2 protein-coding genes are annotated in these 18,111 nt (G+C 61.5%); one reads left to right on the forward strand and one right to left on the reverse strand.

The window, feature by feature from the left end:
- Positions 1-134: 134 nt before the first annotated feature.
- Positions 135-16,373 carry a LapA family giant adhesin gene (locus tag JFT81_RS24625; protein ID WP_201229672.1) on the reverse strand — a complete coding sequence of 5,413 codons (16,239 nt, stop codon included), beginning with the start codon at positions 16,371-16,373 and terminating at the stop codon, positions 135-137.
- 357 nt (positions 16,374-16,730) lie between these two features.
- Here JFT81_RS24625 and JFT81_RS24630 point away from each other — a divergent pair, with 357 nt between their 5' ends.
- On the forward strand, positions 16,731-18,083 hold the full coding sequence (locus JFT81_RS24630) for a TolC family outer membrane protein (RefSeq protein WP_201229673.1): 1,353 nt from the start codon (positions 16,731-16,733) through the stop codon (positions 18,081-18,083).
- The last annotated feature ends 28 nt before the right edge of the window (positions 18,084-18,111 follow it).

An 18,111-nucleotide genomic window follows, 5' to 3' on the forward strand; every position in this document is an offset into this window, starting at 1 on the left:
AAATGAACCAGCGTCATGCTGTCAGCAGCATAGCCAACTGCGCGCGAGTATGCGGTGCGGCGACGCAATCGTCACCGGTTCGGTGCCTGCAAACGTGACGGCCGCCCCATAAGGGCGGCCGTTTTGTTCACGCATCAGCTGTTGTTGTGGTCGACCTTGATGGTCGGATCGCTACCGGCAATTAGGTTGTGGATGTTGGCGCTCGACCAGTTGTTGCCTTCCAGTTTGATCGTCACATCCGGTGTCGCTGCTGCAGCGTCACCCGAGTTGAACTTGCCCGTCGAGCTGACTTGCAGCGACGACGTGCCGTCGACCGTGGTGATCTTCAGGAAGTTGTCGATGGTGCTGCCGGTTTCGCCCTGCAACAGATCACGCAAGTCGATGCGGTCGCCTTCACTGGCCTTGAAGTCCTTGATCACGTCGTTGCCGGTGTCGCCCGCCTTCCAGACGAAGGTGTCGGCACCGGAACCACCGATCAGGATGTCGTTGCCCTGACCGCCGATCAGCGTGTCATTACCGGTGCCGCCGAGCAGGATGTCATTGCCTTTGCCGCCATCGAGCAGGTCGTTGCCGCCCGAGCCGAAGAGGATGTCATTGCCCGCGCCACCCAGCAGCGTGTCGTTGCCGTCATGCGCGCCGGACACATCGAACGCCTGATAGTGCTCGGTGATGTACTGGTGCACGTTGCTGGTGGTGACTTTGCTGACGTCGACGCCGGTCTGCTGCGCAACGAACGCCTGCATCGCCTGATAACCCTCACCGGCGATGCCGTTGAAGCTCACCAGATCGCCGAACAGGATGTCGTTGCCGTCGCCACCGCTGACGGTGTCGTTACCCGGCAGCGTTGCTTCGGTGTGACCGATGATCGAGTTGGCCAGGTCCTTCGGATCGATGTTGGTTTGCGGTGTTTTATCCGAATCGTATGGCTTCAGATCGTTGAGGCTGACGCCATTGTTCAGGCCGATGGCTTCGACGTTCGACAGACCGCTGAGCAGCGCGAAGCTGCTGGCCGAGTTGTCGGAGGTGGCCGTCGTGGTGCTGTTACCGGTGCCCGCCAGATTCGACAACTCGTAGGTGCCGTCACCCTGAGCGTGAACCGTGCCCAGGTTGGTCGTCGACCAGCCGTAGCGGCTCGTGTAGGTCTGCAGTTGGGCAGTGCCGTTGGCGCTGATGCTCAGGTAGTGCGTGTTGTCGATGTAGGTGCCGAAAGTATCACCCAGCTTGTAGTTGCTGGTGGTCACCACGCTGTCGAACTTCACGCTGCCGTACAGCGTCGGGTTGGTCTGCTCGCCGCTCTGGTAGTAGGTCGGCTGGCCATCGGTGATGAAGTACGTGAGGTTCTTCGCGCCGGTGTTGGCCACGGCTTCAGTGCTCTGGAAGAAGTTGGCCGTTGCCTTGAACACGTCCTCGTAGTTGGTGCCGCCGCCGGACGCCATCGAGTCCAGCACCGCTTTGAGCTGGGTCAGCGCGTTCGGGTCGTTGAGGTTCACCGACACCGACTTGTTGACCTGGGTATCGAAGTCCACCAGGAAGATGTTCACCGTCCCCGAATTGCTGCCGCCCAGGCTCTGTTTGAGGGTGTTGAACACCGCCGTCAACGAGTCCTTCGCCGCGTTGATCGACGAGGCGCTCATGCTGCCCGAGCTGTCGACCATGAACGCGATGTTGTAGTTGGTGCCCGGCACGACGGTCAGACCGCCGATGTCGGCAACGATGATGTCGTTGCCGTCGGTGCCGGTGACGGTGTCATCGCCCGAGGTGGCGACGATGGCGTTGTAGACCGCTGGCACCACAGTGACCGGAATGGTCGCGGTGCTGCTCGCCGAACCGCCGACCTGTTCGGTGGAGGTCGAGGTCACTGTCAGGTTGAACTGGCCGTTGTAGTACGGCGGTGGTGTCACGGTCAGGCTGCCCAGACTCCAGCCGGTGACGTTGGCGTCGCCGCTGGTCGCTGTGACGGTGAAGGTATGACCCGCGCCATCGCTGAGTACCGAGCCGACTGGTGCGCCGCTGATCTTCACGCTCAGGGTTTCCGAGCCGTCGGTGTCGGTCAGTGCCGTGGTGATCGCCGACAGCTTCACGGTGGTGCCTTCGGCGCCCGTGTTGAGCTTGTAGCCGTCGTAATAACCTTCGCCGTTGGTGCCGTGCAGATCGGAGACGGTCACGCCCGAGTTCACCAGATCCTGCACGCCGGTGTAGATCGGCACGCCGGCGCTGCTCAGGTCGATCGGCGTGCTGCCGTTGATCGACAGGTTCACATCGTAGCTGCCCGGGCCGCTCTGGTTGTGGTGGTAGATGTCCAGTGTGTAGTAGCCGCTGGTGGTCGGGGTGAACGAGCCATTGATGGCGCCGCCCGCGCCCCAGGTACCCGAAGCCACGCTCTTGCCGCCGATCGTGATCAGCAAGCTGTCATCGGCGATGCCGCTGAAGGTGTAGGTCTTGCCGGCTTCCAGATAAATCAGGCCGGAAGTCTTCGACGCCGTGCCTGCCGCAACGCTACCGTCGGACTGCACATTGGTCACGGAACCGCTGGAGTTCGGGGTGCCAGCGCCGTCGATGACGTTTTTCAACGTGGTCGAATCGGCACCGCTACCACTGGTGCCCAGACCGGACAGACCGGTCCAGACTTCCTTGATCAGCCCGGTGGACTTCACGCTGTTGTCGGCCACGCTCACGGTCGGTGCATCAGCCACAGGCGTGATGTCGATCTTCACGGTGCCGGTGTTGCCCAGCAGTTGGCCGTCGGTTGGCTGGAACTTGAGCTGCGCGTAGTCGGCCTGGTTGTTGCCCATGCCGGTGCCGCCGTAACCGTTAACGCCCGACTCGTTGGCATCCGGCATGAAGCGCAGTTTGCCCGCATCGATGTCCGCCTTGCTGAAGGTCTGATTGTTGGCGACGTCTTTCCAGGTCGAGCCGTCCAGATACTGCAGTTTGCCCTCACCCGGCAGTTGGGTGATTTTGATGCCGAGGCTGCTGGCCGGGCTGTCGACGTCGGTCACACCGAAGGTCGACCAGCCGAGGATCAGCGGTGTGTCTTCAGTGCCGGTAACGTTGGTCGGTGCCGCAACCGGCGCATCGTTGACCGCCACGACGTTGACCGTAGTGGTCGCCACGTTTGAGTAGTTGCCGCCATCGGTCACCGTCACAGTGATGATCCGCGGCACGGTGCTCGGGTTCTCACTGCTGTTGGTGAAGCTGATGTTCTTGATCGCCTGCATGTAGTCGGCCAGCGTCGCGTTGCCCGACAGCGTCAGGGTCACGGTGCCGTTGGTGCTGTTGGCATTGATCGTGATGCCGTTGACGCTGTTGCCCAGGTTCAGCGCATCGCCATCCTGACGGTTGGTCAGGATCACGGTGGCGCCGGTGAGCATGGTGCTGTCCGGGTCAGTGATGGTGAGGTCGGTGTCAGCAATCGACACGCCCGCGCCTGGAGTGTTTTCGGTGAAGGTCACCTTGTAGTCGGCACCGGTCGCGCCGCTGGAGTTGTTGGCGTCTAGGTCGATGACCGGCGGGGCATCGTTGTCGATGATCGAAGTGCTGACGCTGCCATTGGTGCTGCTGACCGCGAGGTTTTCGAAGTTGCCACCGGTCGCCGAGTCGATCTTGACCACGAAGTTCTCGGTGCCTTCGGTGATCTTGTCATCGATGGTGGCGACGTTGAACTGCGCGCTGCTGGCGCCTGCCGGGATCTTCACGGTGTACACGCCGGTGAAGTCCGAACCATCGGCGGCGGTGCCGCTGTAGACAATTTTCAGGGTCACTTCGGTTTGCGCCGGGTGGTTCAGGCTGACGGTGTAGCTGGCGGTCTGGCCTTCGGTTACCGAGGTGCTGCCGGTGATGCTGACGGTGGTGGTGTCGATGGTGTCGGTGACGTTGGTCACCGCTGGTGTCTTGTCGGCCACGAGGTTTTCGAAGTTGCCACCGTTGGTGCCGGTGATGGTTGCCTGCACGGTGCCGGCATCTTTGTAGACGTCGTCAGCCGGAGCCGGAACGGTCACGGTCCCCGTGGTCTTGCCCGCTTCGATGGTGATCACCGAGCCGTTGCTCAGGGTCACGGTGACTGGCGAGCCAGCGGCGTTGGTCAGCGTCGCGGTGTAGGTGATCGAGCCGCCTTCGGCCACGGTGCCGGTCGCGGACAGCGACAGGTTGGTGGTGTCGATGGTGTCGGTCACGGTGGTGCTGACCGGGGTTTTATCGGCCACGAGGTTTTCGTAGTTGCCGCCGCTGACGTTGGTGATGGCGTTGGTCAGCGGAGCGTGACCGGTCAACGCATCGTTCGGCGCAATGGCGGTCACGGTGCCGGTGGTTTTGCCGATGTCGATGGTGATCTGCTGACCATTGGCCAGAGTCACGACGACAGGCGAACCCGTTACCGGCGCGCCAACCGTCGCGGTGTAGACGACGTTGCCGCCTTCTACCGCAGTGCCGGTGGCAGTCAGCTTCACGGTGGTGGTGTCGATGGTATCGGTGACGTTGGTCACGGCCGGAGTCGTGCTCGGCACCAGGTTTTCAAAGTTGCCCCCGGTGGCGTTGCTGATCGTCGCCTGCACCGGGCCCGCATCTTTGTAGACGTCGTCCGCTGGCGCTGCAACGGTTACGGTGCCAGTGGTTTTACCGGCCTCGATGGTGATCACGGCGCCGTTCGACAGGGTCACGGTCACTGGCGAACCAGCGGCGTTGGTCAGTGTTGCGGTGTAAGTGATCTGACCGCCTTCGGCCACGGTGCCGGTCGCAGACAGCGACAGGTTGGTGGTGTCGATGGTGTCGGTCACGGTGGTGCTGACCGGGGTTTTATCGGCCACGAGGTTTTCGTAGTTGCCGCCGCTGACGTTGGTGATGGCGTTGGTCAGCGGAGCGTGACCGGTCAACGCATCGTTCGGCGCGATGGCGGTCACGGTGCCGGTGGTTTTGCCGATGTCGATGGTGATCTGCTGACCATTGGACAAGGTCACGACGACAGGCGAACCGGTGACGGCTGCACCCACGGTGGCGGTGTAGACGACGTTGCCGCCTTCAGCCGCGGTGCCGGTCGCGGTCAGCTTCACGGTGGTGGTGTCGATGGTGTCGGTGACACTGGTCACGGCCGGAGCGGTGCTGGTCACCAGGCTTTCGAAGTTGCCACCGGTGGCGGTTTTGATCGTTGCCTGGACGTTGCTGGCGTCTTTGTAGACGTCGTCCGCTGGCGCTGCAACGGTCACGGTGCCAGTGGTTTTACCAGCGTCGATGGTGATCACGGCGCCGTTCGACAGGATCACGGTGACTGGCGAACCAGCGGCGTTGGTCAGGGTGGCGGTGTAAGTGATCTGACCGCCTTCGGCCACGGTGCCGGTTGCGGACAGCGACAGGTTGGTGGTGTCGATGGTGTCGGTCACGGTGGTGCTGACCGGGGTTTTATCGGCCACGAGGTTTTCGTAGTTGCCGCCAGTTACGCCGGTGATCGAGTTAGTCAGTGGCGCGTGGCCGGTCAACGCATCATTCGGAGCGGTGGTGGTTACGGTGCCAGTGGTTTTGCCGACTTCGATGGTGATGTTCTGGCCATTGGCCAAAGTCACGACGACCGGAGAGCCAGTCACAGGCGCACCAACAGTCGCGGTGTAAGTGACGGTGCCACCCTCAGCCGCCGATTCGGTCGCGGTCAATTTAACGGTAGTGGTGTCGATGGTGTCAGTGACGTTGGTCACCGCCGGAACAGTGCTCGGCACCAGGTTCTCGAAGTTGCCACCCGTAGCGGTCGAAATGGTTGCTTCGACTTTGCCCGCGTCTTTGTAAACGTCGTCAGCCGGAGCAGCAACGGTCACAGTGCCGGTGGTTTTACCCGCTTCGATGGTGATGACAGCACCGTTCGACAGAGTCACGGTGACTGGCGAGCCAGCAGCGTTGGTCAGCGTCGCGGTGTAAACAATCGAACCGCCCTCGGCGACCGAGTTCGTAGCGGTCAGCGACAGGTTGGTGGTGTCGACGGTGTCGGTGACAGTGGTCGAAACTGGAGTCTTGTCGGCAACGAGATTTTCGTAGTTGCCGCCGCTCACGCCAGTGATCGCGTTGGTCAACGGTGCGTGGCCGGTCAATGCGTCGTTCGGTGCGGTGGTGGTCACGGTACCGGTGGTTTTACCGACTTCGATAGTGATGTTCTGACCATTGGCCAAGGTCACTACGACCGGCGAGCCAGTCACTGGCGCGCCAACAGTCGCGGTGTAAGTGACGGTGCCACCTTCAGCGGCAGTCTCGGTTGCGGTCAGTTTGACGGTAGTCGTGTCGATGGTATCGGTAACATTGGTCACCGCAGGAACAGTGCTCGGCACCAGGTTCTCGAAGTTGCCACCCGTAGCGGTCGAAATGGTTGCTTCGACTTTGCCCGCGTCTTTGTAAACGTCGTCAGCCGGAGCAGCAACGGTCACAGTGCCGGTGGTTTTACCCGCTTCGATGGTGATGACAGCACCGTTCGACAGAGTCACGGTGACTGGCGAGCCAGCAGCGTTGGTCAGGGTTGCGGTGTAAACAATCGAACCGCCCTCAGCCACGGAACCGGTCGCGCTCAGCGACAGGTTAGTGGTGTCGACGGTGTCGGTGACGTTGGTGCTGACAGGAGTCTTGTCGGCAACGAGATTTTCGTAGTTGCCGCCGCTCACGCCCGTGATCGCGTTGGTCAACGGTGCGTGGCCGGTCAATGCGTCGTTCGGTGCGGTGGTGGTCACGGTACCGGTGGTTTTACCGACTTCGATAGTGATGTTCTGACCATTGGCCAAGGTCACTACGACCGGCGAGCCAGTCACTGGCGCGCCAACAGTCGCGGTGTAAGTGACGGTGCCACCTTCAGCGGCAGTCTCGGTTGCGGTCAGTTTGACGGTAGTCGTGTCGATGGTATCGGTAACATTGGTCACCGCAGGAACAGTGCTCGGCACCAGGTTCTCGAAGTTGCCACCCGTGGCCGTCGAAATGGTTGCTTCGACTTTGCCTGCGTCTTTGTAAACGTCGTCAGCCGGAGCCGGAACAGTCACGGTGCCAGTGGTTTTACCCGCTTCGATGGTGATCACTGCGCCGTTCGACAGAGTCACGGTCACTGGCGAACCAGCAGCGTTGGTCAGGGTTGCGGTGTAAACAATCGAACCGCCCTCAGCCACGGAACCGGTCGCGCTCAGCGACAGGTTAGTGGTGTCGACGGTGTCGGTGACGTTGGTGCTGACAGGAGTCTTGTCGGCAACGAGATTTTCGTAGTTGCCGCCGCTCACGCCCGTGATCGCGTTGGTCAACGGTGCGTGGCCGGTCAATGCGTCGTTCGGTGCGGTGGTGGTCACGGTACCGGTGGTTTTACCGACTTCGATAGTGATGTTCTGACCGTTGGCCAGCGTTACCACAACAGGTGAGCCAGTCACTGGGGCGCCGACAGTCGCGGTGTAGGTGACCGTGCCACCCTCAGCCGCCGATTCGGTCGCGGTCAATTTAACGGTGGTGGTGTCGATGGTGTCAGTGACGTTGGTCACCGCCGGAACAGTGCTCGGCACCAGGTTCTCGAAGTTGCCACCCGTGGCCGTCGAAATGGTTGCTTCGACTTTGCCCGCGTCTTTGTAAACGTCGTCAGCCGGAGCCGGGACAGTCACGGTGCCGGTGGTTTTGCCCGCTTCGATGGTAATGACAGCGCCGTTCGACAGAGTCACGGTGACTGGCGAACCAGCAGCGTTGGTCAGCGTCGCGGTGTAAACAATCGAACCGCCCTCGGCCACAGAACCGGTCGCGCTCAGCGACAGGTTGGTGGTATCGACGGTGTCAGTGACGTTGGTCGAAACCGGGGTTTTGTCTGCAACGAGATTTTCGTAGTTGCCGCCAGTTACGCCGGTGATCGAGTTAGTCAGTGGCGCGTGGCCGGTCAACGCATCATTCGGAGCGGTGGTGGTTACGGTGCCAGTGGTTTTGCCGACTTCGATGGTGATGTTCTGGCCATTGGCCAAAGTCACGACGACCGGAGAGCCAGTCACAGGCGCACCAACAGTCGCGGTGTAAGTGACGGTGCCACCCTCAGCCGTCGATTCGGTCGCGGTCAGTTTGACGGTAGTGGTGTCGATGGTGTCAGTGACGTTGGTCACCGCCGGAACAGTGCTCGGCACCAGGTTCTCGAAGTTGCCACCCGTGGCCGTCGAAATGGTCGCTTCGACTTTGCCGGCATCTTTGTAAACGTCGTCAGCCGGAGCAGCAACGGTCACAGTGCCGGTGGTTTTACCCGCTTCGATGGTGATGACAGCACCGTTCGACAGAGTCACGGTGACTGGCGAGCCAGCAGCGTTGGTCAGCGTCGCGGTGTAAACAATCGAACCGCCCTCGGCGACCGAGTTCGTAGCGGTCAGCGACAGGTTGGTGGTGTCGACGGTGTCGGTGACAGTGGTCGAAACTGGAGTCTTGTCGGCAACGAGATTTTCGTAGTTGCCGCCGCTCACGCCAGTGATCGCGTTGGTCAACGGTGCGTGGCCGGTCAATGCGTCGTTCGGTGCGGTGGTGGTCACGGTACCGGTGGTTTTACCGACTTCGATAGTGATGTTCTGACCATTGGCCAAGGTCACTACGACCGGCGAGCCAGTCACTGGCGCGCCAACAGTCGCGGTGTAAGTGACCGTGCCACCCTCAGCCGCCGATTCGGTCGCGGTCAGTTTGACGGTAGTCGTGTCGATGGTATCGGTAACGTTGGTCACCGCCGGAACAGTGCTCGGCACCAGGTTCTCGAAGTTGCCACCCGTGGCCGTCGAAATGGTCGCTTCGACTTTGCCCGCGTCTTTGTAAACGTCGTCAGCCGGAGCGGCCACGGTCACAGTGCCGGTAGTTTTGCCCGCTTCGATGGTGATCACTGCGCCGTTCGACAAAGTAACGGTCACCGGCGAACCCGCCGGGTTGGTCAGCGTCGCGGTGTAAACAATCGAGCCACCCTCAGCCACCGAGTCACTGGCGGTCAGGTTCAAGTTCGTAGTGTCGACGGTATCCGAAACGGAGGTGTCGGCGGACTTGCCGTCGACAGCCAGTTTTTCGTAGTTGCCGCCAGTGGCGCCGTCGATGGTCACGCTCAGCGAGCTACCGCCTGCCAGAGGGCTGTTCGGCGCGACGAAGTTTACGCTGCCAGTGGTTTCACCCACGGCGATAGTGATGGTCTGGCCGTTGGACAAGGTCACCACGACTGGCGAACCGGTTACTGGTGCGGTCACGGTCGCGGTGTAGACCACGGTTTCGCCTTCGGCGACGTTCGCGGTGGCGGTCAGCGACACGGTGGACGTATCAATGGTGTCGTTGACGGTGGTCACCGCCGGAGTGCCGCTGGTGACCAGATTTTCGAAGTTGCCACCGGTCGCGCCCTTGATGGTCGCTTCAACCGTGCCGGCGTCTTTGTAGACGTCATCTTTCGGCGCGTCGACGGTCACGGTGCCAGTGGTTTTGCCGGCGTCGATGGTGATGGTCGCGCCATTGCTCAACGTCACGGTCACCGGGGTTCCGGCGGCGTTGGTCAGGGTCGCGGTGTAAGTGATCTGGCCACCTTCGTTCACCGAATCAGTAGCGCTCAGCGACAGGTTGGTGGTGTCAACGGTATCGGTGACAGTGGTCGAAACCGGAGTCTTGTCGGCAACGAGGTTTTCGTAGTTGCCGCCAGTCACGCCAGTGATCGAGTTGGTCAGCGGAGCATGACCGGTCAACGCATCGTTAGGCGCTGTAGTGGTCACGGTGCCAGTGGTTTTGCCGACTTCGATGGTGATGTTCTGGCCGTTGGCCAGAGTTACCACAACTGGAGAGCCGGTAACCGGCGCGCCGACAGTGGCGGTGTAAGTGACGGTGCCACCTTCAGCAGCAGACTCGGTGGCAGTCAGTTTGACGCTGGTGGTGTCGATGGTATCGGTGACGTCGGTGACGGCTGGAACCGTGCTCGGAACGAGGTTCTCGAAGTTGCCGCCAGTGGCGCCTGTGATAGTGGCTTCGACCTTGCCCGCGTCTTTGTAGACGTCATCGGCCGGTGCCGCGACAGTCACGGTGCCGGTGGTTTTGCCCGCTTCGATGGTGATGACAGCGCCGTTCGACAGCGTCACGGTCACCGGCGAACCAGCAGCGTTGGTCAAGGTCGCGGTGTAAACGATCGAGCCGCCCTCGGCCACAGAATCGGTCGCGCTCAGCGTCAGACTGGTGGTGTCGGCAACGTCCGTAACAGCTGTCGAAACCGGGGTCTTGTCGGCCACCAAGTTCTCGTAGTTGCCGCCGCTGACGCCGGTGATCGAGTTGGTCAGTGGTGCCTGGCCAACCAAGGCGTCGTTAGGCGCAGTGGTGGTTACGGTGCCGGTAGTCTTGCCGACTTCGATGGTGATGCTCTGGCCGTTGGCCAGAGTTACCACAACTGGAGAGCCGGTAACCGGCGCGCCCACAGTGGCGGTGTAAGTAACGGTGCCGCCCTCGGCCACCGAGGTCTCGGCCGTCAGCTTCACGGTCGAGGTGTCGATGGTGTCAGTGACTTCAGTCACCGCCGGAACGGCGCTTGGCACCAGATTCTCGAAGTTGCCGCCGGTGACGTCCTTGATGGTCGCTTCAACTTTGCCAGCGTCTTTATAGACGTCATCGGCCGGTGCCGGAACGGTCGCGGTGCCAGTGGTTTTGCCGGCCTCGATAGTGATCACGGCGCCGTTGGACAAGGTCACGGTCACCGGCGTACCTGCCGGGTTGGTCAGTGTCGCGGTGTACACAATCGAACCACCCTCAGCCACAGAGCCGGTCGCTGTCAGCGACAGGTTGGTGGTGTCGATGGTGTCGGTGACTGTCGTCACGGCCGGGGTTTTGTCGGCCACGAGGTTTTCGTAGTTGCCGCCGCTGGTGCCGTCGATTTTCACGCTCAGCGTGTTGCCGCCGGCGAGTGCATCGTTCGGTGCGGTGAAGTTGACGCTGCCGCTGCTGGCGCCGACCGGGATGGTGATGGTCTGGCCGTTGGACAGGGTCACAACCACCGGCGAACCGGTCACTGGCGCGGTCACGGACGCGGTGTAAACCACCACGCCGCCTTCAGCGGCGCTGGCAGTAGCGGTCAGCGAAACAGTGCTGTTGTCGATGGTGTCGGTCACGTTGGTGACCGCTGGAGTCTTGTCGACTACCAGATTCTCGAAGTTGCCGCCGGTGGTCTTGGTGATGCTTGCATCGACCTGGCCGGCGTCCTTGTAGACGTCATCCGCCGGCGCCGCAACGGTCGCGGTGCCGGTGGTCGCGCCTTTGGCGATGTTGATCACCGCGCCGTTGCTCAGGGTCACGGTCATGGCCGTGCCGGCTGCGTTGGTCAGGGTTGCGGTGTAGACGATCGAGCCGCCCTCGGCGACCGAACCGGTGGCGCTCAGGCTGATATTGGTGGTGTCGACGGTGTCGGTGACGGTGGTGACCACTGCCGAACGGTTGGCATCGACCTGCTCGAAGTTGCCGCCGCTGTGGCTGGCAATCGCAGTCTGCACTTTGCCGCCATCGATGTACGGGGTGTTTGCTGGCGCAGCGAAGTTCACCGAGCCGGTGGTCGCGCCGGCGGCGATGTTGATCACCGCGCCGTTGGCCAGGGTCACGGTCATGGCGGTGCCGGCCGGATTGCTCAGGGTCGCGGTGTAGGTGATCTGGCCACCTTCGCTGACGGTGTCGCTGGCGCTGAGGGTCAGTGTGGTTTTGTCGATGGTGTCATTGACGGTGGTGCTGACCGGGGTTTTGCTGACATCGAGATTCTCGAAGTTGCCGCCTGTGGCATCGGTCATGGTCACGGTGAGCTTGCTGACGTCTTTGTAAACGTCATCGCTCGGCGCCGCGATGGTCACCGAACCGGCGGTTTTACCGGCCTCGATGGTGATGGTCTGGCCGTTGCTCAGGTTGACGGTCACCGGGGTTTGCGCGGCGTTGGTCAGGGTCGCGGTGTAGGTGATCGACGTGCCTTCGAGCACATAGCTTTCAGCGCTGAGGGTCAGGTGCGTGGTGTTGATTGTGTCGGCAACGTTGGTGACCGCTGGCGTTGGGTTGGCCACCAGGTTTTCGAAGTTGCCGCCGGTGGTTTCCTTGATCGTTACTTCAACTTTGCCGGCGTCTTTGTAGACGTCATCGGCCGGTGCCGCAACGGTCACGGTGCCGGTGGTCTTGCCGGCGTCGATGGTGATGGTCGAACCGTTGCTCAGGGTCACGGTCACCGGGGTGCCGGCCGGGTTGGTCAGCGTCGCGGTGTAGACGATCTGCCCGCCTTCGTTGACGTTGCCGGTGGCGGTCAGCGAAACGGTGGTGGTGTCGACGGTGTCGGTGACGGTGGTGCTGACCGGAGTTTTGTCGGCGACCAGGTTTTCGTAGTTGCCGCCGCTGACGTTGGTGATCGAGTTGGTCAGCGGTTCATGGCCGGCCAGCACATCGTTCGGTGCAGTGGTGGTCACGGTGCCGGTGGTTTTGCCGACTTCGATGGTGATGTTCTGACCGTTGGCCAGGGTCACGACAACTGGCGAGCCAGTCACTGGCGCACCGACAGTGGCGGTGTAAGTGACGGTGCCACCTTCAGCGGCAGTCTCGGTGGCGGTCAGTTTCACCGTCGAAGTGTCGATGGTGTCAGTAACGTCGGTCACGGCCGGAACGGTGCTTGGCACCAGGTTCTCGAAGTTGCCGCCGGTAGCGTCCTTGATGGTCACTTCGACTTTGCCGGCGTCTTTGTAGACGTCATCGGCTGGCGCTGCAACGGTCACAGTGCCGGTGGTTTTACCCGCTTCGATGGTGATCACCGAGCCATTGCTCAGGGTCACGGTCACCGGGGTGCCGGCCGGGTTGGTCAGGGTTGCGGTGTAAACGATCGAACCGCCTTCAGCCACAGTACCGGTGGCGCTGAGCGTCAGGTTGGTGGTGTCGACGGTGTCGGTAACGGTGGTGCTGACCGGGGTTTTGTCGGCGACGAGGTTTTCGTAGTTACCGCCGCTCACTTCTGTAATCGCGTTGGTCAGCGGCGCATGGCCGTTCAACGCGTCGTTCGGTGCGGTGGTGGTTACGGTGCCGGAGGTCTTGCCGACTTCGATGGTGATGTTCTGGCCGTTGGCCAACGTGACAGTCACTGGCGAACCGGTGACTGGCGCGCCGACAGTCGCGGTGTAAGTGACGGTGCCACCTTCAGCAGCCGTCTCGGTGGCGGTCAGTTTCACCGTCGAGGTGTCGATGGTGTCAGTGACGTCGGTCACAGCCGGAACGGTGCTTGGCACCAGGTTCTCGAAGTTGCCGCCGGTGGCGTCCTTGATGGTCACTTCAACCGGGCCGGCGTCTTTGTAGACGTCATCGGCAGGTGCCGCAACGGTCACGGTGCCCGTGGTTTTGCCCGCTTCGATGGTGATCACCGAGCCATTGCTCAGGGTTACGGTGACCGGGGTGCCGGCCGGGTTGCTCAGGGTCGCGGTGTAAACGATCGAACCGCCTTCGGCCACGGTACCGGTGGCGCTGAGCGTCAGGTTGGTGGTGTCGACGGTGTCGGTGACGGTGGTGCTGACCGGGGTTTTGTCAGCCACCAGGTCTTCGTAGTTGCCGCCACTTACGCCGGTGATCGCGTTGGTCAAAGGGGTGTGGCCGGTCAATGCATCGTTGGGCGCGGTGGTGGTCACGGTGCCAGTGGTTTTACCCACTTCGATGGTGATGTTCTGGCCGTTGGCCAGGGTCACTACGACAGGCGAACCGGTAACGGGTGCGCCGACGGTGGCGGTGTAGGTGACGGTGCCACCTTCAGCAGCAGATTCGGTGGCAGTCAGTTTGACCGTCGTCGTGTCGATGGTATCGGTGACGTCGGTAACGGCGGGAACAGTACTCGGTACGAGGTTCTCGAAGTTGCCGCCGGTAGCGTCCTTGATGGTCACTTCGACTTTGCCGGCGTCTTTATAGACGTCGTCGGCTGGCGCTGGAACAGTTGCGGTGCCAGTGGTTTTGCCTGCGTCGATGGTGATTACGGCGCCGTTCGACAGGGTCACGGTGACCGGCGTGCCGGCCGGGTTGGTCAGCGTCGCGGTGTAAATGATCGAGCCGCCCTCGGCCACAGAACCGGTCGCGCTCAGCGTCAGGTTGGTGGTGTCGGCGACGTCCGTAACGGCCGTCGAAACCGGGGTCTTGTCGGCCACGAGGTCTTCGTAGTTGCCACCGGTCACGCCAGTGATCGAGTTGGTCAGCGGTGCATTGCCGACCAGCGCGTCGTTCGGCGCAGTGGTGGTCACGGTGCCGGTGGTTTTACCCACTTCAATGGTGATGCTTTGACCATTGGCCAGCGTCACCACGACAGGCGAACCGGTGACTGGCGCGCCCACGGTGGCGGTGTAGGTGACAGTGCCGCCTTCAGCCACCGACGTATCGGCGCTCAGTTTCACGGTCGACGTGTCGATGGTGTCGGTCACGTCGGTCACGGCTGGCGTGGTGCTCGGAACAAGGTTCTCGAAGTTACCGCCGCTGGCGTCCTTGATGGAGACTTCGACTTTGCCGGCGTCCTTATAGACGTCGTCGGCAGGCGCCGGAACGGTCACGGTGCCAGTGGTCTTGCCCGCGTCGATGGTGATCACCGAGCCGTTGCTCAGGGTCACGGTCACCGGGGTTTGTGCGGCGTTGGTCAACGTCGCGGTGTAAACGATCGAACCACCTTCGGCGACAGTGCCGGTCGCCGTCAGCGACAGATTGGTGGTGTCGATGGAGTCGGTAACGGTGGTGGTCGCTGGCGTGGTGTTCGGCACCAGGTTTTCAAAGTTGCCACCGCTAGTGCCAGTGATCGTGGTGCTGACGGTGCCGCCATTGTTGTAGACGTCATTCGGCGCAGTCGGCACGTTGACGCTGCCGGTGGTCTTGCCAGCATCAATGGTGATGGTCGAGCCGTTGGACAGGGTGATGGTGACCGGGGTTTGCGCCGGGTTGGTCAGGGTCGCGGTGTAGGTGATCTGGCCACCTTCGACAACCGTGCCGGTCGCGGTGAGGCTGACGCTGGTGGTGTCGATCGAGTCGGTAACGGTGGTGGTCGCTGGCGTGGTGTTCGGCACCAGGTTTTCGAAGTTGCCGCCGGTTGCACCAGTAATCGTGGTGCTGACAGTGCCGCCATTGTTGTAGACGTCATTCGGTGCAGTCGGCACGTTGACGCTGCCGCTGGTCTGGCCCGCGCCGATGGTGATGGTCGAGCCGTTCGACAGGGTCACGGTGACCGGCGTTTGTGCCGGATTGGTCAGGGTCGCGGTGTAGGTGATCTGGCCACCTTCGACCACTGTGCCCGTGGCGGTCAGGGTCAGGCCGGTGTTATCGATCGAATCGGTGATGGTGGTCACCGCCGGTGTCGGGTTCGGCACCAGGTTTTCGAAGTTGCCGCCAGTGGCACCCGTGATGGTGGTGGTGACGGTGCTGCCGTTGTTATAGACGTCATTGGCCGGCGTCGGCACGTTGACGGTGCCAGTGGTCTGGCCCGCGCCGATGGTGATGGTCGAGCCGTTCGACAGTGTCACGGTGACCGGCGTTTGCGCCGGGTTGGTCAAGGTCGCGGTGTAAGTGATCTGGCCGCCTTCAGTGACGCTCGGCCCCGCCGTCAGGGTGACGGTGGTGGTGTCGATGGTGTCGGTGACCTGAGTCGTGGCCGGCGTGGTCGGTGGCGTCACGGTGATGCCGTTGCCGCCGGTGGTGCCGGTAACGGTCACGTCGATCTGGGTCGGATCGTTATAAACGGTGTCGTTGGGTGCCAGCGGCACGTTGACGGTGCCAGTGGTGGATCCGGCCGGAATCACGATCACGGCGCCGTTGGACAGGGTGATGGTCAGGTCGGTCAGCGGTGCCTGGGTCAGGGTCGCGGTGTACACCAGCACGCCGCCAGCTTCAGTGATGGTCGGCGTGGCGCTGAGGCTCAGGGTCGACTCACGCAGGGCGTTGGTGGTGGTATCGGTGGTCTGGCCACCGGTAATGTTCTGCGCGGCTTGTGCGCCGGAGTTGATGCCAGCAGTCGGGAAACCAATGGTTGGGTCAACACGGCCAGCCGTGGCATCGAGCATCACGAAACTGTGGCCACCACCAGCCGCACCGCCAGTACCCGCAGCCGCAGGGCCGGCAGCGGTGGCTTCAAGGGCGGTAGTCGGGTCGGCACCAGCGGCAATGGCTTGCTGCAGTTCTGCTACCGACGGCGCAGCCTGCGCGGTGGCTTCGGCCAGGTCAGTGCTGGAGTCGGGCGCGTTGGCGCTCCATTGGGTTTCGCGACCCAGGTCGAGGGTGCGGCCATCAGCCAGTTCAAGCGACACGGCGCCGGAGAGGCCGGTGTCGATCTGGTCGCCGACAAACAGGCGATCGCCTTCAACGAGTACGCGGCGCACGCCCTCTGGGGACACCACGAATACCTGACCGACAATGCTTTTGACGATGGCAACAACACTGCTCATTGAAGACTCTCCGGGTGTCACGTTCAGTTGACTTCCATGGACCTGATGGCATGGGTGCCGATTCAGTCTGGACGTACTTTAAAAATTTTCGAATCAATTTTGACGCGGTTACTCGTCAATAATTTGGCTATATTCTTTCGCTATTAACTTTATGCCAAACTATTGACCTTCTGGGTGCCATCCTAAACAATCGCCCCACTAATGTCACATTGATATTTCCGCGGCGACCTGTCCTTCAGCGTGTGATCCAGTTCCTGTTTTGAACTTTCCGACATACGGTCAATCTGGTTGCCATCATCCGACGCAGCGCCACGTTTTGCTGTGATTCAAGACAAGAAGTTCTGGGAAATTTTTATCATGCGTTTGCACCTGTTCAAGGCCCTACCGTTCGCCCTCGCCGCCTCATTCGTACAAGCACAATCCTTACCAGAAGCCATGCAGCAGGCGTTGGATGTCCATCCGGAAATCCAGGCAGGGGTCAACAGTCGTTTGGCCGCGGATTATCAGTTAAGAGCGGCAAAAGGTGGATACCTGCCGAAGGTTGATCTGCTCGGCGGTTATGGCCGTGAAGGCACCGACAGCGTGACCACCCGCGCTAACGCTGGCGGCAATCACTACGAAACGCTGAACCGTGGCGAGTCAAGTTTACGTCTCTCGCAAATGGTTTTTGACGGTTTTGCCACGTCCAGCGAAGTCGGGCGTCAACAAGCCACCGTTAACTCTCGTGCCTACTCTTTGCTTGGCACCTCCGAGCGCACCGCGCTGACCGTTGCCCAGGTGTATCTGGACGTGCTGACTCGCCGTGAGTTCGTGCGTCTGGCCGAGGAAAACCTCAAGAGCCACCAGCGCATTTACGACCAGATCCAGCTGCGCACCCAGCGCGGCGTCGGCAGCGGTGCCGACCTCGATCAGGCCGAAGCGCGGATGGCCCAGGCCCGTAACAACCTGATCACCGAGCAGACCAATCTGGCCGACTCGGAAACCAACTTCCTCAGCGCCGTTGGCCAGATGCCCGATCAACTGGAGCGTCCGGCGCCGTTCATGGCGATGATGCCGGCCAACTTGAATGAAGCTCGCACGCAGATGCTGGAAAACAGCCCGATCCTGCGTTCGGCCGAGTCCGACATCGCTGCAGCCGAGAAGGAGTACGAAACCGCCAAGTCGACCTTCTACCCACGCTTCGACGCCGAACTGGGCCGCACTGCCGACAACGATCTGGATGGTCAGAACGGCCACAATAATGAATGGCAGGCCATGTTGCGCATGCGCTTCAACCTCTATTCGGGCGGCAGCAACAAGGCTGATCTGGAATCCAAGTCGTACCTGTCGAACCAGGCGCTGGACATCCGCAACAATGCTTTGCGCCAGTTGAATGAAGAGCTGGGCCTGGCCTGGAACGCCTTGAACAACGCCAACGCGCAGGTACCGATCGCTCAGCAGTACGTCGATCACAGCACCGCGGTGCGCACCGCTTACCAGCGTCAGTTCAGCCTCGGCGAGCGCACCCTGCTCGATTTGCTCGACAGCGAAAACGAGTTGTTCACCGCATCGCGTCGTTTGGCTGAAATCAAAAACATTCAGTTATTTACTCAGTACCGAATCAAGGCGACCATGGGCGAGTTGCTCAGAAGCCAGGGAGTGGTCGCACCGTTGGCATCCGTTGTGCAGAACGACGTGAAGCCCAAGGTTCAGCTGCCTGGGATGAATTGAGTTATCCCTTTTCAACTGTCAAAGAGTG

It is taken from the genome of Pseudomonas sp. TH43 (genome assembly GCF_016650635.1).
GTDB lineage: Bacteria > Pseudomonadota > Gammaproteobacteria > Pseudomonadales > Pseudomonadaceae > Aquipseudomonas.

Coding starts and splice junctions, on each gene's coding strand:
- JFT81_RS24625 (WP_201229672.1), bottom strand. CDS start 16,373: ATGAGCAGTGTTGTTGCCATCGTCAAAAGCATTGTCGGTCAGGTATTC.
- JFT81_RS24630 (WP_201229673.1), top strand. CDS start 16,731: ATGCGTTTGCACCTGTTCAAGGCCCTACCGTTCGCCCTCGCCGCCTCA.